Source organism: Shouchella patagoniensis, assembly GCF_002019705.1.
Lineage (GTDB): Bacteria > Bacillota > Bacilli > Bacillales > Bacillaceae_D > Shouchella > Shouchella patagoniensis.
This window is the reverse complement of the sequence record NZ_KV917377.1, coordinates 81663-104469: the sequence shown is the minus strand read 5'-3', so window position 1 is coordinate 104469 and position 22807 is coordinate 81663. Positions and strand designations below refer to the sequence as shown.

The 22807-nt window shown below is 38.4% G+C and carries 21 protein-coding genes; 7 read left to right on the top strand and 14 right to left on the bottom strand.

All coding sequences use genetic code 11. The features are described from left to right. Positions 1 to 3: 3 nt before the first annotated feature. From sfsA to BK584_RS00650, 3 genes are all read right to left on the bottom strand, one after another. Positions 4 to 702 (bottom strand): DNA/RNA nuclease SfsA, encoded by a 699-nt coding sequence (sfsA, locus tag BK584_RS00660; protein WP_078390799.1) that lies wholly within the window; start codon positions 700 to 702, stop codon positions 4 to 6. Between the two features lie 11 nt (positions 703 to 713). Beyond that, entirely contained in the window at positions 714 to 1103 is a 390-nt protein-coding gene (locus BK584_RS00655; protein ID WP_078390798.1) for a hypothetical protein, read from the bottom strand. Positions 1104 to 1184: 81 nt separating this feature from the next. Continuing rightward, positions 1185 to 2723 (bottom strand): bifunctional GNAT family N-acetyltransferase/carbon-nitrogen hydrolase family protein, encoded by a 1539-nt coding sequence (locus tag BK584_RS00650; RefSeq protein WP_078390797.1) that lies wholly within the window; start codon positions 2721 to 2723, stop codon positions 1185 to 1187. A 194-nt stretch (positions 2724 to 2917) separates the two neighbouring features. Here BK584_RS00650 and BK584_RS00645 point away from each other — a divergent pair, with 194 nt between their 5' ends. Genes BK584_RS00645 through glgP form a run of 3 tightly spaced genes read left to right on the top strand, consistent with a single transcriptional unit; the run spans position 2918 to position 7761 of the window. Further along, entirely contained in the window at positions 2918 to 4006 is a 1089-nt protein-coding gene (locus tag BK584_RS00645; RefSeq protein ID WP_078390796.1) for a sugar phosphate nucleotidyltransferase, read from the top strand. A gap of 3 nt (positions 4007 to 4009) precedes the next feature. Further along, positions 4010 to 5428, top strand: a complete 1419-nt coding sequence (locus tag BK584_RS00640; protein WP_078390795.1) for a glycogen synthase — start codon at positions 4010 to 4012, stop codon at positions 5426 to 5428. Then, on the top strand, positions 5416 to 7761 hold the full coding sequence (gene glgP / locus BK584_RS00635) for a glycogen/starch/alpha-glucan family phosphorylase (protein WP_078390794.1): 2346 nt from the start codon (positions 5416 to 5418) through the stop codon (positions 7759 to 7761). The genes BK584_RS00640 and glgP overlap by 13 nt, the downstream gene beginning before the upstream one ends. On the opposite strand, the gene BK584_RS00630 is transcribed toward glgP, so the two are convergent. From BK584_RS00630 to nfsA, 4 genes are read right to left on the bottom strand one after another with little or no spacing between them, the layout of a single operon-like run. Next, positions 7734 to 8486, bottom strand: coding sequence for a glycerophosphodiester phosphodiesterase (locus BK584_RS00630; RefSeq protein WP_078390793.1), 753 nt, complete (start codon positions 8484 to 8486; stop codon positions 7734 to 7736). The genes glgP and BK584_RS00630 overlap by 28 nt on opposite strands. A 33-nt stretch (positions 8487 to 8519) precedes the next feature. Further along, positions 8520 to 9158 carry a fumarylacetoacetate hydrolase family protein gene (locus BK584_RS00625; RefSeq protein ID WP_078390792.1) on the bottom strand — a complete coding sequence of 213 codons (639 nt, stop codon included), beginning with the start codon at positions 9156 to 9158 and terminating at the stop codon, positions 8520 to 8522. A 39-nt stretch (positions 9159 to 9197) separates the two neighbouring features. Continuing rightward, on the bottom strand, positions 9198 to 10373 hold the full coding sequence (locus BK584_RS00620) for a pyridoxal phosphate-dependent aminotransferase (protein ID WP_078390791.1): 1176 nt from the start codon (positions 10371 to 10373) through the stop codon (positions 9198 to 9200). Positions 10374 to 10397: 24 nt separating this feature from the next. Beyond that, positions 10398 to 11138: an oxygen-insensitive NADPH nitroreductase gene (gene nfsA, locus BK584_RS00615; protein ID WP_078390790.1), complete on the bottom strand. Its 741-nt coding sequence runs from the start codon at positions 11136 to 11138 to the stop codon at positions 10398 to 10400. A 127-nt stretch (positions 11139 to 11265) separates the two neighbouring features. On the opposite strand from nfsA, the gene BK584_RS00610 reads away from it, so the two are divergent. Further along, positions 11266 to 12441: a DUF418 domain-containing protein gene (locus BK584_RS00610; protein ID WP_169870960.1), complete on the top strand. Its 1176-nt coding sequence runs from the start codon at positions 11266 to 11268 to the stop codon at positions 12439 to 12441. A gap of 102 nt (positions 12442 to 12543) precedes the next feature. Here the strand turns inward: BK584_RS00610 and nagB are convergent, their stop codons facing one another. Together nagB and nagA are read right to left on the bottom strand one after the other, a co-directional pair. Further along, on the bottom strand, positions 12544 to 13287 hold the full coding sequence (gene nagB / locus BK584_RS00605) for a glucosamine-6-phosphate deaminase (RefSeq protein ID WP_078390788.1): 744 nt from the start codon (positions 13285 to 13287) through the stop codon (positions 12544 to 12546). Further along, positions 13287 to 14474, bottom strand: coding sequence for an N-acetylglucosamine-6-phosphate deacetylase (nagA, locus tag BK584_RS00600; protein WP_078390787.1), 1188 nt, complete (start codon positions 14472 to 14474; stop codon positions 13287 to 13289). Before nagA ends, nagB begins: the two co-directional genes overlap by 1 nt. A gap of 126 nt (positions 14475 to 14600) precedes the next feature. Between nagA and BK584_RS00595 the strand changes: the two genes are divergently transcribed. Further along, positions 14601 to 15323 (top strand): GntR family transcriptional regulator, encoded by a 723-nt coding sequence (locus tag BK584_RS00595; protein ID WP_078390786.1) that lies wholly within the window; start codon positions 14601 to 14603, stop codon positions 15321 to 15323. Between the two features lie 30 nt (positions 15324 to 15353). Here BK584_RS00595 and BK584_RS00590 read toward each other — a convergent pair whose 3' ends face one another. Together BK584_RS00590 and BK584_RS00585 are read right to left on the bottom strand one after the other, a co-directional pair. Continuing rightward, positions 15354 to 16223, bottom strand: a complete 870-nt coding sequence (locus tag BK584_RS00590) for an SDR family oxidoreductase (protein ID WP_078390785.1) — start codon at positions 16221 to 16223, stop codon at positions 15354 to 15356. An 82-nt stretch (positions 16224 to 16305) separates the two neighbouring features. Further along, a complete protein-coding gene (locus BK584_RS00585; protein ID WP_078390784.1) occupies positions 16306 to 17391 on the bottom strand; it encodes a D-alanyl-D-alanine carboxypeptidase family protein in 1086 nt (361 codons plus the stop codon). Between the two features lie 139 nt (positions 17392 to 17530). Here BK584_RS00585 and BK584_RS00580 point away from each other — a divergent pair, with 139 nt between their 5' ends. Together BK584_RS00580 and BK584_RS00575 are read left to right on the top strand one after the other, a co-directional pair. Then, a complete protein-coding gene (locus tag BK584_RS00580) occupies positions 17531 to 19306 on the top strand; it encodes a right-handed parallel beta-helix repeat-containing protein (protein WP_169870958.1) in 1776 nt (591 codons plus the stop codon). 48 nt (positions 19307 to 19354) lie between these two features. Continuing rightward, positions 19355 to 20239, top strand: a complete 885-nt coding sequence (locus BK584_RS00575) for a YitT family protein (protein ID WP_245808780.1) — start codon at positions 19355 to 19357, stop codon at positions 20237 to 20239. 34 nt (positions 20240 to 20273) lie between these two features. Here BK584_RS00575 and yhbH read toward each other — a convergent pair whose 3' ends face one another. The 3 genes from yhbH to lepB all read right to left on the bottom strand — a co-directional run bounded on the left by yhbH (position 20274) and on the right by lepB (position 22731). Beyond that, a complete protein-coding gene (gene yhbH, locus BK584_RS00570) occupies positions 20274 to 21443 on the bottom strand; it encodes a sporulation protein YhbH (RefSeq protein ID WP_078390781.1) in 1170 nt (389 codons plus the stop codon). Positions 21444 to 21692: 249 nt separating this feature from the next. Then, positions 21693 to 22055: a VOC family protein gene (locus BK584_RS00565; RefSeq protein WP_078390780.1), complete on the bottom strand. Its 363-nt coding sequence runs from the start codon at positions 22053 to 22055 to the stop codon at positions 21693 to 21695. Positions 22056 to 22191: 136 nt separating this feature from the next. Next, positions 22192 to 22731 carry a signal peptidase I gene (gene lepB / locus BK584_RS00560; protein ID WP_078390779.1) on the bottom strand — a complete coding sequence of 180 codons (540 nt, stop codon included), beginning with the start codon at positions 22729 to 22731 and terminating at the stop codon, positions 22192 to 22194. Positions 22732 to 22807: the final 76 nt, after the last annotated feature.

Genomic DNA, 22807 nt, shown 5'->3' with positions numbered 1-22807 from the left:
AAGTCAGATAAAAACGGGGATCTGCTTTTCAATTAAGATTTCATATTGATTCAATATTGTGCCTATACTCTTAATCAATACTCCAGCCTCTTGAGCCTCTTTCATTGCAGTAGAAAAACACGGATCAATGGTGTCTTCCATTTGAATCGATTCTATATCTTCCCGTTGGGCAACAAATAAGACCGCAGCTTCGTACCTTGCATCAAGAACAAGTTGTGTAAGTTCTTGAACGTGCCGCGCCCCTCGTTTTGTTACTGCATCTGGAAAGTATCCTTTATTACTTCTCGAAAGTGTTACACTTTTCACCTCTAGCAATAGGCGACGATCTCCTAATGCTAATAAAAAATCAAAACGAGAATGACCAACTGTATACTCTCTACGTACCAATTCCCATTCTAGGAAACCTGCAAGTTTTTGTTCAATAAGCGCCTCTTCCACAAGTTTATTCGCAATTGTTGTCTTCAAAGAAACATGCACCCGGGTATTGGTTTCACATAATATAGCTGTCCATTTTGTTTTACGTTTGCCAGCCGCCGCCTGCTCTACCCAAATAACAGCTCCTTTTACAAGCAATTCTTTCAGACGACCTGGATCGGGCAAATGAGCTTCAATTCTTTCTTTCGTATCTTCTATTTCTAATAAAAGTATGAAGCGATTTGGTCTTTTAATAAACTTCGTCTTCGTTAGTTGATTAAATTTCATCGGTCTCCCCCCTACTCCACCACTAGTTCTATTTTGGAACTTGCTCGAGCAGAAAAACTTTTCGCTTCTACTTCTCCTTCCCAGACACCAGTCATATCAAAACGTGCCTCTCCCTCATACAATCCATTTTCTATATGATGAAACAAAATTTCCACAAATTGATTATCTTTTGATAATGATCCTGCAACCATTGCTTGATCGTATCCAACACCTTTATCCGTAACGATAAACACTTGTAAATCGACAGTTTGTCCCTTCTTCACATCGCTTTCAACAACTTGTATTTCCAATTGGACAGTTTCTTCGAAGCCATTTATTGTTATCGTAAACCAAATAACTGCAAAAAGTAGTACGAATAAGCTAATCTGTTTTAACAATGCCGGTTGTGATGTTGGTCCCATCAATGAAGCTCCTTTTTAGAAACCAGTCTTGCCCGGCACTATGATCATTAAACGAAAGACGCCCTAAAAGGACGTCTTTCGTTATTGTTTATAAACTACGTGGTAAATATCATCGCGACGATCTCTTAACTGGTTTACACTGCCTGATCGACGATGTCGACGTAAAATTTCTAAATCAACATCACCAACCACAACCGTTTCAATATTTGGACTGCATTCACCAACAATCCCATCTCGCGGAAACGTAAAATCAGATGGTGTAAATATACCCGATTGAGCATATTGAATATCCATGTTAGCCACATCAGAAAGATTGCCTACGGTACCAGAAATAACCGTATAAATCTGGTTTTCAATTGCTCGCGCTTGAGAGCAGTAACGCACGCGTAAATACCCTTGTCTGTCGTCCGTACAAAAAGGAGAGAAAATAATATTTGCGCCTTTATCTGTAGCAATTCTTCCTAGTTCAGGGAATTCGATATCATAGCAAATCTGAATCGCTATTTTTCCACAATCAGTATCAAATACTTTCACTTCATCTCCACCACTAATGCCCCAGAACAAACGTTCATTTGGTGTAACGTGAAGCTTGTACTGTTTTTCAATGGTACCGTCACGTCGGAACAAATAACTGATATTATATATTTTCCCTTCTTCTTCTACATAGTGCGAGCCACCAATAATATTGACATTGTACTTCACTGCAAGTGTTGTAAACAGTTCAATATAGTCCTCCGTGAATTCAGTCAAGCGACGAATCGCTCTACTTGGACTTTTCTCAGGTAAAAAGGATAAAAGTTGTAAAGTAAAGATCTCGGGAAATACAGCAAAATCCGATTGATAACTTGCAGCAACGTCTGTATAGTATTCGCATTGGATTGCAAAATCTTCAAATGAAGAGATCTTCTTCATTTCGTACTGAATCGTTGTAATTCGAACAGGGAAAGACGTTTTAAAACGGCGTTTTGGAGTAGAGGGTTGATAATCGATATTGTTCCATTCCATTAACGTCGCATATTTCATACTAGCTTTATCATCAGTCAAATAGTTGGCATTTACTCGCTTCAGGGAAAAGCCATTAATCACCTGAAACGTTAGAACTGGATCGTAAATATTATGCATCGTTACTTCATCAACATATTCTCTAGGTGTATGTTTATCCGCGTACTTATAATAGTTCGGAATTCTACCACCAATAATAATGCTTTTTAAATTTAACTCTCGTGCTAACTCTTTTCTTGCCTCGTACAAGCGTCTTCCAATTTTCATACGGCGGTAGTCTGGATGCACCATTACTTCAATACCATATAAGTTATATCCATCAGGATCATGGTTTGTTATATATCCTTGATCCGTGATTTCATCCCAAGTATGCTGATCGTCATATTCATCAAAATTTATAATTAAACTTGAACAGGAACCAATGATTTGACCATCGTATTCCACGCAGAACTGACCTGTAGGGAAGACGGATATATGACTTTTTAATTCATCATATCGCCATGGTTCCATATTCTGAAAGCAGAGCTCAGACAATTTAATGATATCATTAAAATCTTTCTCCTCGATGTTTCGAAGGATTATTTTTTTCTCGAATTTTGACACATCAATTTCTTTCATGGTGTATATCACCCCTTGTATATGAGTGTGAATCCATCCAGTAGTGTACCTTTTTTATTTGTTTTTGAATAGCATTTTGTCTATTTACGCGAATCTTTTAATAAAGTTTTTCCTTCCGAGAATAGCAAGCGCTTTCACAATCATATGTATAAACCTCTTTTTATCTTATTCCATCTTGAAAGGGGTCGACGCTAGTGTCAAACTCAATAGCAGCGTTTTTATTGGCAGGCGGTAAAGGAACACGATTAGGGACGTTGACTAAACATACAGCAAAACCTGCTGTGCCGTTTGCCGGTAGATACCGGCTAATTGATTTTACGCTAACTAATTTAGCAAGGTCCGCTATAAAGCAGGTGACCATTCTTACTCAATATGAATCTCCTACTCTTCATCGCTACGTCAAGAATGGAGAGGCATGGAATTTAACAGCCACTTGCGCCCTTTCATCCACAGGAGGATATGCAGGAACAGCAGATGCAGTATATCAAAAACTCCAACGCGCAAAGAACCATGACTACGTGTTAATTGTTTCTGGTGATCATATTTACGAAATGGATTACCAACGTATGCTTAAAGCACATATACATTCCAACGCAGACGTTACGATTGCTTTAACGGAAGTAACGAAAAAGGAAGCAACTCGATTTGGAATTGCTGAACTTAACTCAAGTGGAAAAATTATGAAGTTTATTGAAAAGCCCCTCCTGCCGAAAAGCCAACTGGCATCAATGGGCATTTATTTATTTTCAAGACCTTACCTAGAAGATATTTTAAAAGAAGATGCATTAAATCCTCTGTCTTCCCATGATTTCGGAAAAGATATCATTCCACAAATGATTGAAAAAAAAGCTTCTGTATATGGTTACCAGTTCAAAGGATATTGGCGTGATGTCGGCACAGTAGAGAGCTATTTCAGTGCTCATATGGATAAATGGAATGTGCCAGAATCTCCATTTTTTAGCACTCGTTGTGCAGTTATCAGCGAATTTGCCATACCAGTAGTGGATTTGTTTATTCAAAATAGACATTCGCGGAGCCAGCGTATCACTCATAGCGTCATCGATCCGTCTGCTACACTCGGTAACCATCTTAGTCTCTCTAAGTCACTACTCTTAGGAAATGCAAGAATTGGTCATTTTGTTTCACTTCACCAAATCATTGTCCCGCCAGGAGCCCACATTCCAGATAATACAACTATAATTTGTTCAAGACCGACTATTTTCCAACCAACAATGCTCTCACAATCAAATGTTGTTACTAGTTTACACAAAGGAGCTTTATAATTAATGAAAGTATCAATTGTAGCAAGTGAATGTAGTCCTTTCTATAAAACAGGTGGTCTGGCTGATGTCATCGGATCACTTCCTAAAGCAATCTCAAAGTTAGATTGTGAGGTGGAAGTACTTCTCCCCCTATTTCACTCACAAGTCCCGTTAGAACTTTCCTACGTACAGACGTTCTTAACAACTGTGAAATGGCGTACAAATGAGTGCTCTGTTTATGAATGGGAGCAAAACAAAGTGCGCTATCTTTTTTTTGAACACGATGACTATTTTAAACGAGATCATTTATATGGATATAACGACGAAGCGGAGCGGTTCATATTTTTCACCCACGCCATCATCCAATATTATTTATTATGTGAAAAAAAACCAAATATCGTTCATTGCCATGATTGGCAGACTGGATTATTACCCCTTTATTTAAAACAACACAACACTCTGAAAAAGATTAAATCTGTTTTCACGATCCACAACTTACGTTATCAAGGAATTTTCCCTAGTTCTATTTATAACGAATTATTAGAGCTTCCAAAAGAGCTTTATTCAACAGTTGAGATGGATGGAAACATTTCATTTTTAAAAACAGCTATTGTGGCAGCCAACTATTTAACAACCGTTTCTCCAACTTATGTCAATCAAATACAAACAACAGAAGAAGGGTTTGGCTTAGATAAGTTACTATCCTCACGTAGAAACACGCTTTGTGGCATAGTAAATGGCCTCGATCAAATTAGCTATCACCCTGCCAGTGATCAAGCCCTTGTTTATCCTAAAAGCCCATCTCCAGACATGAAACAAATTAATAAAAGAGCGATTCAAATAGAACTAAATCTAAAGGTTGATAATGAGATCCCATTGTTTGCATTCATTTCTAGATTAGTACCTGACAAGGGCGTACCTCTTTTACTAGAAGCAATAAGCAAAGTTACATTTCCTTATCAACTTGCAATCCTTGGAAGTGGTGATTCGGATTTAGAGCAAGCTTTATTATTAAAACGAGCCCCTCATATCGCAGTAGAAATTGGCTTCTATGAGGAACGATCAAGACGGCTTTATGCAGGAGCGGATTTTTTAATCATGCCTTCTTTAAAAGAACCTTGTGGTTTAAATCAATTAATTGCAATGCGCTATGGCACTGTACCCATCGTCCATTCAGTTGGCGGGCTAAAGGATACGATCGTTCCATACCAGCCCTATTTATATGAAGGCAACGGGTTAGTTTTTTCGAATGGAAACGCCAATGAATTGGCTAACTTATTAAACGATGCTTGTTCCATTTATCATCATAAAGAGCACTTTTTACAACTCCGGCAAAACGGTCTTCATACTGATTCAAGTTGGGACCAATCTGCTAAAATCTATTATGACCTTTACCACTCACTGGCTATGACAGAAAAAAGGAGACCTCTATGGACTCATTGAAAATGCTCCTACTTAAAGAAAGTCAACAACACCATTTATCTTTGCAAGACGCATCATTAGAAACTTGGCATGATTTACTTTCTCGAGTTGTTCAAAAAAAAATCTCCACTAATCGAATTGCAAAAGATACTTACGCTACTCAGTTGTTTTACTTCTCTATGGAATTCCTGCCTGGGCGTTTTCTGCGAAACAATCTAGATCACTTAGGTTGGCTTGATCAAGCAAAATCTTTTCTAAGCACCTATGAGATAGATCTTCATGATGTATTAAATACAGAAAATGATCCTGCGCTAGGCAATGGTGGACTTGGTCGTCTCGCATCTTGTTTTCTCGATTCGATGGCAAATAAAAAGCTACGAGGACATGGAATGGGTTTGTTGTATGAATATGGATTGTTTAAACAAGAGTTTCTTTCTGGGCGACAAATTGAATTACCTGACAGATGGAAACAATCATCAAGTTATGAATGGGAGCAGAAACCGGATGCTGAATATACCGTTTCATTCTGGGGAAAAGTGCATCAGCACAATAACGGGGATCGCCTTGTTTTCGAATATACAGATCAAGAACAGGTGCAAGCAAAGCTGTACTCGATCCCTATAACCGGATATTCACAAGAACAAGTTAATCAATTATATTTATGGAAAGCATGCCCTACCGAGATAGATCCTAGCTTAACTGCAGAGCAACAACTTTTAAAAAGAAAAAAAGCAACTGAAATTACCGAATTTTTATACCCGGACGATTCTACATCAGAAGGAATGATTCTTAGATTAAAACAGCAATACTTTCTTGTTTCAGCTGGAGCTCAACACCTTTTTACACTCGCACATCGTCATGGAGGAATTCGTACCTTCTTTAACCACTATCTCGTACACATTAACGATACTCATCCAAGTATGATTATTCCAGAATTAATGCGCCTTTTTATGGACGTTGAAGGACTTGGGTGGGATGAAGCTTGGGCCATTGTCACTACTAGTGTTCATTATACGAATCACACATTGCTTGCTGAAGCAATGGAAAAATGGCCTATAGTCCTTTTTCAACCATTACTGCCTAGAATCTATGAAATTATTGTAGAAATAAATGAACGTTTTTGTAGATCCGTATGGCATCACCATTCAGAGAAAAGAGACAAAATTTCTGATATGGCGATTGTTTCATACGGTCATGTGCACATGGTCCATTTGGCCGTAATAGGCTCCAACAAGGTAAATGGTGTATCCACACTTCATTCGCATCTTTTGCAAACTGAAACACTTGTCAATTTTGCTCAAATGAACCCTAAAAAATTCACTTCTGTTACAAACGGCATTACTCATCGGTTCTGGCTCCATAGAGTGAACCCAGCATTATCAGATTTAATAAATGAAGCAATTGGTGATACTTGGTTACAAGACCCATTCGAATTAATTAAACTAGCAGATTTTCAAACAAGCACACCTTTTTTAGAAGAACTTTCCAAAATTAAAAAAAGAAATAAACAAACGTTAATTGATACAACACTTACTTTTTCAGAAACAAAAGTTGATCCAGGGTCATTGTTTGATGTTCACTGTAAAAGATTACATGGGTATAAACGTCAATTATTAAATGCGCTTCACATTTGGCATCTTTATACAGAATTACGTGAGAACCCTGATCGCTTACCTTTTCCAAGAACATTTTTGTTCGCTGCAAAAGCTGCACCTGGTTATGCATTTGCAAAAAAAGTGATTCACTACATCCATACAATTGCGTCCGTCATTAATAAAGATGCTACAATTCAAGGGAAGCTAAAAGTAATCTTTATAGAAAATTACAGAATTAGCCTTGCAGAACAGCTTATTCCAGCCGCTGAAGTTAGTGAACAAATTTCTTTAGCAGGTAAAGAAGCCTCTGGTACAGGAAATATGAAGTTAATGATGAACGGCGCTTTAACGATCGGCACGAGAGATGGAGCAACAATCGAAATGGCTGAACATGCAGGAGAAGACAACATGTTCTTATTTGGTGCAAATGCAGCCGACACGAAAAAGCCCTATTTTTCTAAATCGTATTATGATAAAGATATAAGAATCAAAAATGTCCTTCAACCATTAGTCAATGGTACATTTTCAGATAACGCTATCTACAGTGACTTGTATTATTCGCTTATTCAAAACAATGATGAATATCGATTGCTTCAAGATTTCTCGAGCTATGCCCAAGCGCATAAACAAATCGAGCTTCTTTATACAGATCAACTGTTATGGCAGAAAAAAAGCTTAGCGAACATTGCTGCTTCCGGTTATTTCTCTAGTGATAGAGCAATTGAAGATTATCAAGCCCGTGTTTGGACATCGATTTGATCGTTGTCACGTAAGTGGATAGCTCGCGTGGGGAAATCAGTGAACACTCCTTCAACTTCCCAAAGAAATAATTGTTTCAAAGAAGCTGTATCATTCGTAGAAAATGAGCGAATATGAACACCTTGATCTTGTAACGTCCTCACAAGTTCCTGTGATGCATACCTTGCATTTATATGATACCCGCCAGCACCTAGTTCTTGTAAGTAAGCAGTTGGGTTCCATATTGCCCCTTCAACAAGAGCGGCGATTTCAAATGCTGGATATGCGCGCTTAATCTTGTACAAAAGAACGTGGTCGTAAGAAGATATTGTTAAGCGTTCTGCAAAAACAGATTGATCGATAAAAGGCAGGATGGACTTGATCAACTGTTTATGGTCAAGTCCATATCCTTTAATTTCCATATTTAAACGTAATTGTCGATGTTCCTTAGCCCAATCTAAAAATTCAGGAAGATCTGGTATTTTTTCACGCGACTTATATGTCTGTTTTGCGGCTGCATTTAGTTGTTTTAATTCACTGGCCAGATAATAAAAGACAGGTCCCTGTCCATTTGTTGTTCGATTTACAGAACGATCATGGATAATAACTGGTATTTCGTCTCTTGAAAGTTGTACATTAAACGTGACACCATCAGCCCCAGCTTTTACTGCCTGCTCAAAAGCCTTCATCGTATTCTCTGGATAAGATCCCGAAGAACCTCTATGAGCAAAAATAAATGTACTCATTGATTTAGCCCCTTTTTTTATCTCTCTTAACTCTTAGATCAATTTCACTTGGAATGACCCTTTCTTTTCTTCTGCAAAATAGAGGGCGAACGTATCTCCCTCTGCAATTGCTCCAACACCTTCTGGAGTGCCAGTAAACAACAAGTCACCTTCTTTTAATCCAAACTCTCTTTGACATTCATTAAAGATGTCACTAAAAGTAAATAACATATGTTTTGCTAATCCCCGTTGAACTTCGATTTCATTTTTCTTGAGAGAAAACGGAATGGATTGGGTTTCTTCTTCACCAGGAAAAGAAAAGAATTCCGTTAGTATGGCTGAGTTTCTAAACCCTTTCGCACGTAACCATGGATGCCCTTTCTTTTTTAATGCTGATTGAACATCTCGTAAAGTAAGATCAATTCCAAGTGCCATGTCACCAATGACATCTTTTAATGAATCGCCGGCTTCCACGTCTTTTCCAATTCTTAATACAATTTCGAGCTCGTAGTGGATCTCTCCTTTATTACTCGGAAAAGTAAGCACGCTTCCGTCAGCCATTGCTGCGGCACTTTGCGGTTTCCCAAACAATAGAGGTTCACTTGGCACATCGTTTCCTAACTCCTCAGCGTGTTTTGCATAGTTACGTCCGATACAATAAATGCTTTTTATTTCTGATTGTTTTTCACTCACTACACATTCACTCCATTCAAAACGATTGTATTTAATCAGTTAGCGCTTAAATAAGCCGAGTTTGCCTATCCGCTGCATTGCTTCTGCTAAAACATCAGCCTCTTCGAGCAATCCTATACGAATATATCCTTCGCCGTACTCTCCAAATCCATCACCTGGTGCACACACAATATGCGCTTTCTCTAAGAGTAATTCACTAAACGACTTTGAGGTATGCCCTTCTGGAACCGGGAACCAAGCAAAAAACGAGCCCGATGGGCAAAGGGTGGTCCAGCCAATTTCTTTCGCAGCAGCAACTAGCGTATTTCTACGAGATTCATAGAGTTTCACTAATTCATTTACTGTGGTTTGATCCGATTTAAGAGCAACTTCTGCCGCTTTCTGTATCCCTCCAAAAATGCTGCAATGATAATGATCTTGTAATTCTTCTAACATCGCAACAATCTGCGCATTCCCAACAACAAAGCCAACACGCCAACCAGCCATATTATAAAGCTTCGACATTGAAAACAATTCTACGCCTACCTCTTTGGCATGACTGCTTTGTAAAAAACTGATCGGCTTTTTATTATCAAATTGAATTGAACCGTATGCAAAATCGTGAACAACTGGAACTTGATACTTTTGCGCAAGATTTACTGTTTCATTAAAAAAAGTATGAGTTGCAGTTGCTCCAGTTGGATTATTAGGATAATTAAGGAACATTAGCTTCGCTTGCTGCCAAGTTTGCTCGTTAATCTGCGTATAATCAGGCAAATACTTATTCTCTTCCTTCAAAGGCATTGTACAGATTTCTGCTTCTGCAATCGCTAAGCCTGAAAGATAATCCGGATACCCAGGATCAGGTAAAAGAGCGCAGTCCCCCTTGTTTAATAAACATTGACAGAGCTCCACAATCGCTGTCTTTGTTCCAGGTACAATTGCCACCTCTGTTTCAGGGTCAATCTCAACATTATAATACCGCTTATAATAATCCGAAACGGCTTCTTTTAAAAACGAATAGCCTCTAAATGGTCCATAACGATGAAATGCTAACTGATCACTCGTATTTTTTAAAGCATCTGTGATAAAAGAAGGTGTTGGCTGGTCATGATTCCCTTGCCCTAATTGAATCACATCATCATTTTCTAATGCTTTTTGCTGGGCTTTTTTTACGAGGCTTGCAAAAAATTGGCTTGGTAATGAGTCAACTGCTCTCGATTGTTGAATGTTCATTTATGAAAACCCCTTTTATTTCTATCAGTTTCTCAAAAAACCTTGGTTCATTAAAAATTGATCCATATGCGAACGTTTTCTCTCTTTCGTATAAGCTGCCATTCCTTCTGACCAACCTAATGTTCGTTTCCCATTCGTCCGCTTTGTATAATAAGCACTAATTAATTGATCGTAGTTCGCAATCGCTCCTACATGATCCTCGCTATAGTGATCGTGATGAACTACAACCTCCGTAGGAAGTCTCGGTTTTTGATCGATGTTTTGATCAGGGTATCCAATTGCCATCCCCATAACGGGAAATGCGTATTTCGGTAAGCCAATCAAATCGCAAACGGATTCGGGGTTATTTCGAATGCCACCAATCATGACCCCGCCTAGCCCTAACGACTCGCTAGCTAGCAACATGTTCTGAGCCAGAAGTGCTGCATCCACTGTAGCTACCAACAATTGTTCCGCCCCTCCCACATCAAACGTAGTACCATATTTTCTGCTCGCCTTTTCATGTCTAGTATAGTCAGCACAGATAACAAAGAAAACAGGGCATTGCTCAACCCAACGCTGGCCCCCAGATAACTCTGCTAACTTCTTTTTCTTTTCCTGATCACGAATGACAACAATCGAATATGCTTGTACGTGATTTGATGTTGAGGCCCAGCGAGCCGCTGTCGTTATTGTTTGAATGTGATCTTCAGATAACGCTTCTTGTTTAAACGCGCGAATAGACCGGTGTTCACTCATTAATTTAATTACTGCATTATTGTCCATGATTACACCAACCTTATGTAAGATACTAATAGTGTACTAAAAATACAGACAAAAGAAAAATAATGGTCTTTCATCTTTTACATAATTATGGCATGATTTAACAATAATCAGTAAATGGAGGATGTTTATGAATAATCAAATTGAAGATCAAAAACGCATTGTATCATTGGATGTAATGCGCGGCTTTGCTCTTCTCGGTATATTATTAGCTAATAGTTTAGCTTTTCAATTTGGAATGCTTGGCACTTACGAGCCGGTAGATGGGATGTATCAGCTTGGTGACCTTGATAGATGGACACACTTTTTCATTCGCTTACTTGTTGATGGTAGTTTTATTACTTTATTTTCGTTCTTATTTGGGTATGGCATGAGTTTACAAAAATTGAGGATAACGAATTATACACCGGTTTTCTGGAGACGTACTTCACTACTGCTCTTATTCGGTTTATTGCATCTCTTCTTAATTTGGAGAGGCGATATTTTATTGGGTTATTCCTTAGCCGCCATGGTTTTGTTCGCATTTCTTTTTTTATCAACTAGATCACTTTTAATTAGTAACATTATCTGGTTTCTTATTATGGCTTTATTTGTCCTCGTGCCTGACATCGGTAATACATCTGCACCTTATTATTATCTTGCCGAACAAAACGTTATTACTGAGGGTACTTATATCGACCATATCCTTTTTCGTCTGACCCACGACCTACTTGGTATTAGCACAGGAAATGGATTCTTATTTCTTATAGGTGAGTTTGTGTATCAGTTTAACACTATTCTTGTGGTCATGCCTATGTTTTTACTAGGTGCCTACGCGGCCAGAAAAAAGTGGTTTGTTGCTCCGAGCTCGCACTTACGATTATTTAAAATTTGCCTTCCAATTGCTTTAATTGTTGGCATGGCCGCTAAACTCCCAAATGCCATTACGGGCGGTTCTAATACTCAACTCGAATCACTTTCAGTCTTTATTGGTGCTCCTGCCCTTGCTCTTTTTTATGCGGGAATGATTGCAATTATAGTTGACAAGACAGGGTCGAAGCGATTCGCTCCGTTGGCAGCTGTCGGAAGAATGGCTTTTACAAACTATATCTCCCAGTCAGTATGTTTTACTTTCTTTTTTTACGGATATGGTTTAGGTTTCTTTAGTGAACTAGGTATTTTCTATGGCGCATTGTTATCGCTTGCTTTTTTTACTGTTCAACTAATAGCAAGCCTCCTTTGGCTACGCTGGTTTAAGATGGGTCCACTAGAATGGCTCTGGCGCGCTGGTACGTATTTACGTTTACCTAAGATGAAACGATACTAATAATAGTAGTAATAAAACAGCCCTCAAATTTGAACGTTTGTTCATTTGAGGGCGTTTTTATATTCTAGAATAAAATAAAATCTTTCTTAAAACCTGATTTTGTTATAAAACATGTTTAGATGCATGCAAACTAATTGCTGCTTCATCTGCAATAATTGTCACATTGTCATGGTTATTAAGAATGGAAGCTGGAAACTCTTCTGTTATTTCACCATCCATCAGTTGAGCGAAAGCATGTGCTTTAGACTGCCCAGACACAAGTAAAACAATTTCTTTTGCCTCCATTATTGATGCTATTCCCATTGTAATTGCTTTTGTAGGGACGTTTGCTTTTGCTGAAAAGTAGCGAGCGTTTGCTTCCCGTGTTTCATCTGTTAATTCAACAAGATGCGTACCTGTGTTAAATGGTGTACCTGGTTCATTAAAACCAATATGGCCATTTGCGCCAATACCAAGTAATTGGACATCAATACCCCCATCTCTTTTAATTAACCGTTCATATCGGTTACACTCATTACGTAATTCAACGGCTGTTCCATTAGGTAGATGAGTCTGTTCTTTTGGAATATCTATTTTGGTGAACAAATGTTGATCCATATAATATCTGTAACTGTTAGGATGTTCTGGTGCCAACCCTACATACTCATCCAAATTATACGTGTTAACATGTGAGAAGGATTGATTACTTTTATTTGCTTTCTCTGCTAACCGGGTATACGTTTCTTCCGGTGTCCCTCCAGTTGCTAACCCTAATGAGAGCGAACTAGCTTCTTTTACTCGACTAAACAACAAAGTTGCTGCTGCTTCACTCATTTCCTCGTAGTCTTTTACTTGAATAACACGCATTAACGTCCCTCTTTTCTAAAAGCTTCTTTACCTCTGCAAAAAGTTAAAGTGATTTCCCCATTTTTATTAACTACAGTAAAATCTGCGTCTTTCCCTTCTTCAATTGACCCTTTCCTGTCTAGCACCCCTGCTTTTCTTGCAGGGTTATAAGATGCCATTTGTATCGCATCTTCCAGCGAACAACCAGTAAATGCGAGCATATTCGCAACTGCATCGTTCATCTTTAAGACAGACCCTGCCAGTGTTCCATCACTCGTAAGTGTTGCTTTATTATCCTCAACAGTAACTGCTTGCCCACCCAATTCATAATTGCCATCAGGAAAGCCTTTTGCTCTCATCGAGTCAGTAATAAGCAAGCATCGATCTGTTCCTTTTGTTTTCCATGCCAACTTCACCATTTCTGGGTGAATATGAATACCATCAACAATTAGTTCGATATCCAATTCATCTATTAACAAAGCAGACCCAGCTACTCCAGGCTCTCGGTGGTGCACTCCACTCATACCGTTAAACATATGTGTCACCTGATTCGCGCCTGCTTCTACTGCAGCTACTATCGTTCTGTAATCTGCATCTGAGTGACCGACTGATGGATTAATTCCATTTTCTTGCATAAATCGGGTGAACTCTACGCCTTGCGAGAGTTCTGGCGCATATGTCATTTGTTTGATCATGCCCTTTCCAGTTTTAAACCATTCATTTAAAAGTGAAAAAGAAGGTTCCATAATATATTTAAGTGGTTGTGCTCCTTTTTTTGATTCATTAATGAAAGGACCTTCAATATGAATGCCTATAACTTCCGCCTGTCCGTCTAATTTTTCGGCAGAAACAGCATTCTCAATTGCCCTATTTATCGCTTGAGGAGCCATCGTGATCGTAGTTGCAAGAAATGACGTTGTTCCTTCTGCCGGCAAGTTAGCTGTCATAGTTTGCACCGCTTCCTCAGTACCATCCATTACATCCGCTCCGTGAGCTCCATGTATATGCAAATCAATAAAGCCGGGAATAAAAATTTCGTCAGACTTTAATGAAATAACTGTTGTAGCATCATCAATGTAATCTTGCCCATCTCCTTCTCCTACTTTCAAAATTTTGTTTTGCTCTATCGCTATAAAACGTTTAAAAAACCGTTTTTCTCTCGGAATGCCAGTAATTAGCTGGTTACATGTAACAACGACATCTGCCATAACGCACTCTCCTCATTCCATTCTTATAACATTAGTATACGCCCTAGTTGTTTAGTTGTCTATACCAATTACACAAGGTCAAAAATATGGTATACTTTTTTTACTATTTATTTCGGAGGCTAAAGCATGATTAATAAGCAATCACCTATCCCTATTTACTTTCAAATAGAGGAATTAATCAAAAGGCAAATAGCCGACGGAGTGCTCAAGCCTGGCGAAGCGCTTCCATCAGAAAGAGAACTTGCAGATCAGTACGAAGTTAGTCGCATGACTGTGCGCCAAGGTATAAGCAACCTTGTCCAACAAAATAAGCTCTACCGGGAAAAAGGAAAAGGAACTTTTGTATCTTGGCCTAAAATAGAGCAGCCACTTTCAAAAATGACAAGCTTCACTGAGGACATGAAAAACCGAAAATTGGTTGCAGGGTCCCTCTTACTTGAATTTACAACCATCCCAGCGAATAAAAACATTGCATCCATACTTGCCGTAAGTGAAGGGACATTGGTGTATGCAATTAAACGAGTTCGTTTAGCTGATGAACTACCTATTGCTTTAGAACACACGTATATTACATGTGATTTGGCGCCGCATTTATCTGAAGAAGTGTTACACTCCTCACTTTACGCTTACTTTGAACAGGTCTGTGGCCATTCAATTTTTGAAGCTGAACAAACAATTGAAGCTGTCCTTGCTACCGAGGAAGACGCTCGATTTCTTGAAACTCAAATCGGTTCACCACTGCTAGCAATTAGGCGCCAAACAAGGTTAGAAGATAATCGAGTACTTGAAGCTGTCTATTCCCATTACCGTGGGGACAGATATCATTTTGTTACAAAGATGACAAGATAAAAAGCAGGCTGATCAATCAGCCTGCTTCTCTTATGAACTTATATAATCTCCACCGTTTATATGGATAGCCTGCCCTGTCATATACGAAGAATCGTTTGAGGCTAGCAAGACATAAGCACCTACTAGTTCACTCGGTTGGCCTGGTCTCCCCATCAATGTTTGCGAACCAAATTCTTTCACCTTCTCTTCGTCAAATGATGCTGGGATAAGGGGCGTCCATATAGGACCTGGTGCAACACTGTTTACTCGTATGTTTTTTGGTGCCAAAGATTGAGCCATTGACCTTGTAAATGCAGTAATGGCACCTTTTGTACTTGTATAATCAATTAAAGTAACATTTCCACGGTAGGCATTAATAGAAGATGTATTAATAATCGCACTACCAGATTGCATGTAATCCAAAGCGGCTTTTGTGAAGTAAACGTAGGAATAAAAGTTTGTTGCAAATGTTTGATGAAGCTGTTCTGCAGTTAGCTCACGCAAGTCATTCACAGGATATTGCTCTGCTGCGTTATTAACAAGAATATCGAGACCACCTAATTCCGAAACAGTGCGCTCGACACTCTCCTTACAAAACGATTCGTCTTTAATATCGCCAGAAATTGTGATGCATTGAACACCTTCTTGCTCAACACGTGTTTTTGTTTGCTCAGCATCCTCATGTTCATCTAAATAGACGATAGACACGTGTGCTCCTTCTTTTGCGTAACCAACGGCAACAGCTCGACCGATTCCAGAATCACCACCTGTAATAAGAGCTACTTTGCCGTTTAGTTTACCTGATCCTTTATAGGTATCATCTTCAAAGATTGGTTGGGGCTCCATTTCAGTTTCATTACCTGGTTGCTTATTTTGCTTTTGGGGTGGAATACCATCTGTTAAAAAGTTACTTAAATCCATTTTTCATTTCTCCCTTCATACAATCTGTCGATAGTGATGGTATACCTCAAACACAAGGGACTTTAAACATGGAAAATTATTTTTAATGACTTGATGCTCCCCCAAAGTATGATTGCCACTTTTTTGAATGCAATTTTGATAGCACTTCGTTAAAGTCTCGTTCCTCTTCTTTAATTAATTCAACTTCATGATAAAACGACTCATCTGCCGTACTGACCACTAAAGTATTGTCCGTAATGGTTTGATCTACATCTATATCTTTTTTTATAGCGTACGTAGTGTCCTCCATTGGATAATAGGTTGTCGTTCCCTGACTAATTACCGGTTTGTCTTTATCTAAATAAACTTGCTTATAATTATTAAATCCATAATCCAACAAAAGCTCAGTATCTTGATAACTTTGTTGTGCCGTATCATTTTTAAGTGTAACTGCAATATACGCTTGTTCCTCTCGCTCTGCTGCAGTCACGAGCGTAAATCCTGCTTGGCTGACAAAGCCGTTTTTAACGCCTACCGTCCCTTCATAATCCCATAAAAGTCGGTGATGATTGTATAACGTAGTTTCCCATCCTTCTCCAACCCATTCTAGTTCTTTTATGGAAACAATGTCTCTGAAAGTACTGTTCTTTAATGCATATTGTGTAATAATCGCCATATCTAATGCTGTCGTATAATGCTCTTCATCAAACAAACCATGCGGATTTGTAAAATGTGTATTTGTCGCACCAAGGTCCTGAACAAACTCATTCATTTTCTTTGCAAACGTCTCTTCATCCTTTGCTAAATGTTCTGCAATCGCAGTTCCCGCATCATTACCTGAATTAATCAGAAGGCCTTCTACAAGCTGACGCAGTGATACTTTTTCGTCTTCCACTAAGTAAACACGCGTACCTATTTGCTCTGTTGCACCTTCACTGACCTTTACTTCATCAGTCAAGTCTCCTTGTTCAATTGCCATAATACCGGTAACAATTTTCGTTATGCTAGCAGGATACATTTTTTTATTTGCATTTTCCTCAAATAGTATTTGTCCTGATTTTCCATCTATTAGAACAGAAGCTTCACTCGTTAATTCTTGTTCCAGCTTCGTCGTCTTTCCTTTCACTGATAACGGAAACGCAATTGATATTAATAAAAAAGCGAGAGCCACTTGAATTACTTTGATCATTTCTTTTTCACCTCAATAAAATTATGCAGTTTGTGTCGAACTACGTCAACAGAAGTTGCTTTTCATTTTGATTACAATTGAACCACTTGGACAGCTCATAAAAAAGGCGGTATACTTAGCTAAGATTGAGGTGATACACGTGAGGAAAATTCATGTTTCCCGTAAATTGTTGTCTAAATATAAAACAATTGAACAAGCAATACTTGATGCAAGAGATGGTGATTTAATTCAAATTGATCCTGGCACGTATAGAGAGTCAGTTATCATATCAAAATCGATTCAACTCGTTGGACTAGATGAACCTGAAAATGTTGTTCTCAATGGATCTATTTCGGTCATTGATGGAGCCTCGGTCACTATAAAAAGCATTTCCTTTACAGAGTCTTCCAAAGGGCTTGCTGTTGAGGAAGGGTTTGCACAAGTAACCCACTGCCAATTTACTCGAATTAAAAAGCATGCCATACACGTTTATGAAAATGGTCATCTAAACTTAACAGATGTGACTGTGCGGCACAGTGGAATTGGCCTTTTTATTCTAGGTCGTGCCAGAGCTGAATATTGCGCTATCTATGGTCAGCTCGGAAGTCAAATATATGTTGGAGGAATCGGTAGATTAATTATGAAGCATGCTCACATTTATCAAGGAAAAAGTGCAGCATGTTACTTTGATCAAAACAGTCGAAACCTACTGGAAAATTGTCAGCTCTATGGACATCATTCTGAACATATGCAAATTAAAGCTAAAGCAAATAGTGAAACAGTTTTAAACGATTGTTTGGTCTATGAAAGTGACTCTGGAGCAGCTTCGATTTTAGAGAATGCCAAACTCACTTTCCGCACTTGTACGTTAACAAATAACCAACCTGAACAAGTTTTTGTTGACGGTGGTCAAGCGATTGTACAAAACAGCTTAATCGAAACCGGTAAACGAGCCTTGTCTATAGTTAATAACGGCAATGCTCAAATTGAAAACACAATTATTTCATCGCATTCAGATGACCACATATCTGTTACTAATGCTTCTGTATACTTATATAAAAGCACGGTTAAGTTTGGAGGCAAATCAGGCATTGTTTTAGGAAATAACGCTTATGGTCATATTGAATCAAGTGATCTTTTTGGTCATGAAATGCCACAAGTTGCAACAAGTGAAAAAGCGCGCTTAAGTATGAAGCATAGTGCTGTTTTTTATGGTAAACACTATGGTGTATGGCTAACAGAACAAGCCAGTGCCGATATCTCACATTGCCGTTTTTACGAAAACGCATTTAACCAGCTTGTCATTGCTGATGGCAGCGAAGCCGATTTGAATGATGTACAAGTTTTTGATGGCGCACAGAGCGGTTTATTTATTCAAGATAAAAGTCATGTCTCTGTTTATAACAGTTCTTTTTATCATCATAATGATTTATACCCTCAAATTTACTTATCTGATGAAGCGTCTATTATAATGAAAGAAAGCCGTATTTATGAAAGTTATGAAAGTGGCCTTCGCTTTGATAACCATTCCAGTGGCTTAGTTGAGCATTGTCAATTTAGTGGCCATTTTGAAGCGCAAATTGACATCCATAACAGTACTCCAACGATTCGCGAATCGATTATTGAGAATGGCGGAACGTGCGCGATTCGCCTGTTACATGCAGGGGGCTTTATTGAGAACTGTACTTTTAATGGTCATGAACACAATATTGCAATTGGTGGCGAATGTCATACCGAAATAATTGGTCAAGAGGCTGATGCTTTAAGACAATATGCCGAGGCCCTGAGTCAATCAGCAGAAATGGAGACACAATTATCACAAGCTGAAGCACAAGAGGCATTAGTGAAAGCGCAAGAGAACGCCGATCGCGAGGCACGTACAGCTGAAATTGTTGGCTTAGTTGAAGAGCTTGAGCAACGGCTTGGGAAGAAGTAGCTTGCATATGCAAGCTACTTCTTTTCTTAGAAAGAAAGGATGTGTCCTATGAAAGATTATATTTACATAACCATTGGTACACTTTTGTTTAGTTTATCTATTACACTTTTTGCAATGCCGAATAACCTTGCAGAAGGTGGTATCGTCGGCTTGTCCTTATTGCTCTATTTTTCTATCGGTTTATCTCCTGCATTGGTCACTTTTATCTTTAATGCGCTTTTGCTTGCGATTGGGTTTAAATTGCTGCCTCGTCATATGGTGTATAAGTCAATCATTAATGTGCCTTTACTTTCATTTTTTATCTATTTAACTGAAGGTTATGGGCAAACAATTGAAGACACTCTACTCGCAGCTATTTTCGCTGGCTTACTTACTGGTGTAGGCTTTGGTTTCATATTTAGAGCTGGTAGCTCTACCGGTGGGACATCTATCATTGCTAGAATGTTAAATCATCGATTTGGATGGGAACTTACTGGTACCAACTTTATTCTTGATTCAATTATCGTTGTTTTTGGCGTATTTATTATTGGTCCAATTAATACAATGTACACGATCATTGCACTCTATATTGGAAAGAAAGTAACCGATTATGTTCTAGAAGGATTTGACGCAAAAAAAGCAGTTACAATTATCTCTCCCAAAGGACAGGAGATTTCTAAACTGGTACTAGAACAAATGACCTCAAGTGCTACTATTTTTGATGGCTATGGTGGCTATACACGTGAACAACGTGAAGTTATTTACATTGTTGTTCGTTCACACCGACTCTTTTCTTTGAAACAATTAATCCAGGGAGTTGATCCTCATGCATTCGTTGTTGTTCATAACGTGAAAGACGTATCAGGTGGCACATTCTTTGTAACACAACACGATCATCCGTTAGATCCAACCACAGTACCTGATTTTGAGCAAAAGACCGAATCAAAACGTTAAAATAACCATGCGGAAATGATCCGCATGGTTTTACTTATATCGCTGCTTCCACGTTCTTCTGAAAAAAGTACTTCATTGCGTGATAAACGTCACCTTTTTCTTTCAAAATATAATGCATAAAACGTGGATCAGCGATGTTTTTGTATGCACCCATTAATGTAGAATGACGAGAATATTGATTGACCTCCCCGTATCCAAACAAATTCGATCGATCCATCAATTGTTTAACCAGTTTAATACACCTAGCGTTGTCGGACGTTAAATTGTCTCCATCAGAGAAATGAAATGGATAAATGTTATATGCTTCTGGACTATATTTATCATCAATTAATTCTAAAGCTTTTCGGTATGCAGAAGAACAAATTGTACCACCACTTTCTCCTTTAGAGAAGAAGTCTTCTTCATTAACCACTTTTGCTTCAGTATGATGGGCAATAAATTCAATTTCGACAGTCTCATACTTCGTTCGTAGGAACCTTGTCATCCAAAAGAAGAAACTGCGAGCCATGTATTTTTCAAACCTGCCCATCGACCCACTTGTATCCATCATAGCAATAACAACCGCCTTAGATTCTGGGCGGATCGATTCGTTCCATGTTTTAAAACGAAGATCATCGTTGTATATAGGCATAATGCCTGTTTTGCCTGCTAACGCATTCCTCTTAATTGCTGCTAGGATCGTACGTCTTTTGTCTACATTACCCATTAACCCTTTTTTTCTAATGTCATTAAATTCAATATTTTCAATGATTAATTCCTGTTCTTCTTTCTTTTGTAAATTAGGCAATTCCAATTCTGCAAACAACATTTCTTCTAGCTCTAAAATAGAAACTTCTGCTTCATTATAATCTTCACCCGCTTGGTCGCCAGCTCCTTCTCCCTTTCCAGGACCCGCTTGTTGTTGTCCGTTAGGGTCACGCGCAACAACATCACCAACTTTACTGTCTCCTTTTCCTTGCCCAACATGTTTGTTTTTATCATAATTATAACGAATTTTATATTCGTCAAGAGACCGAATCGGTATTCGTATAACGTCTTTCCCATTAGACATCACGATGTTTTCTTCACTTACTAAGTCAGGTAAATTCTTTTTAATTGCTTCTTGGACTTTTTCTTGATGCCTGCGTTGGTCTTGGAATCCTTTTCTGTGGAGGGACCAATTCTCCTGCGACACGACATATTGATGGCGGCTGTCTTTTTCCATTTAAGCCCTCCTGAATGTTTTTATCAGTGTTTTGCACATTTTATTGTCTGCATGCATATCATGAACTGGTCAATGAAAACTTACTTAACTTATCCTATGATAGACAAGGAAAAGAGTTGCCAAGAAATTCTCCCAATTCGACCTTCAACTATCGATTAATCACGTATTTGACAATAAAACCAACGTTTAGCCAACATTAGACAAGCCTGAAACAATCCCACTTTTTTATTTGAACCTCTTTTTTAGTTACTAGATTTCTTGTATAAACTCCATTCTATTTCCAAACGGATCGCGACATTCAAATCGATCATATCCAGGAATTGGAATGGATTCACCAGTACTTATGTTCATTTCATGCAACTCTTTTCTCCAATAATTTACGTCATCAACTAGATATGCGATATGTGCTTTTGTTTTCAACCGTTCCGCTCCAACTTCTGTACTTACATGTACTTCCCTATCCCCTACTCTTAACCAAAAGCCGCCACGTTTTTTTAATGCGTTTGGCTTTTCAATTTCTGTAAGACCGAGTACTCCACAATAAAATGCTTTCCCTTCTTGCTCTGCATTTCTTGGAATTGTAATCTGTATATGGTGCACACCTTTAATCATTTGTCATTCCCCCTAGTTTGTTATCTTCTTTACTTTAACAAAATAGAATAAACTGAAAAATGATCAATTACGAATAACGATTGATCGCTTTTAGTTATCATTTGTTCATACAAAAAAAAGCACCTATTGAGGTGCTTTACTCCATAAAACCAAATTCTGAGAGAGGCCAAAAGCGAATACCGACCTTACCAATTATTTCATCCTCATGAACGGGACCTATCGAACGACTGTCAAGACTTTTTGGACGATTATCCCCCATAACAAATACATGGTCTTCTGGCACAGTTTCTTCAAACTCATAATCATTCGTATACTGTCCTGAAAAAGCCAACCTTGCCTCTTCAAGAAATGGTTCATCTATTTCCTCATCATTAATAAATAACTCATCGTTCTCATAGCGAATTGTATCTCCAGGCAATCCAACTACCCGTTTGATGTAACTTTCTTCTTCAGTCGCATGAAAAACTATTAAGTCAAACCGATCAGGTTCTCCAAATCGATAACTTAATTTATTAACAATAAATTTTTCACCATCTTGAGCTGTTGGAACCATTGAAATGCCGCGTACTTCAAAGCTAGTCATGACAAATGTCCGAATGATAAAAGCAAGAACAACTGCAATGACAATTGCTTTTATCCAACCCCACGCTTCTGATTTTGCATTTGTTTCTGCCAATACTGTTCCCCGCTTTCCATTCGATCACAAATTCCTTATTAACGTACCACTATTTCTTAAAAAGAACAAGAAATCC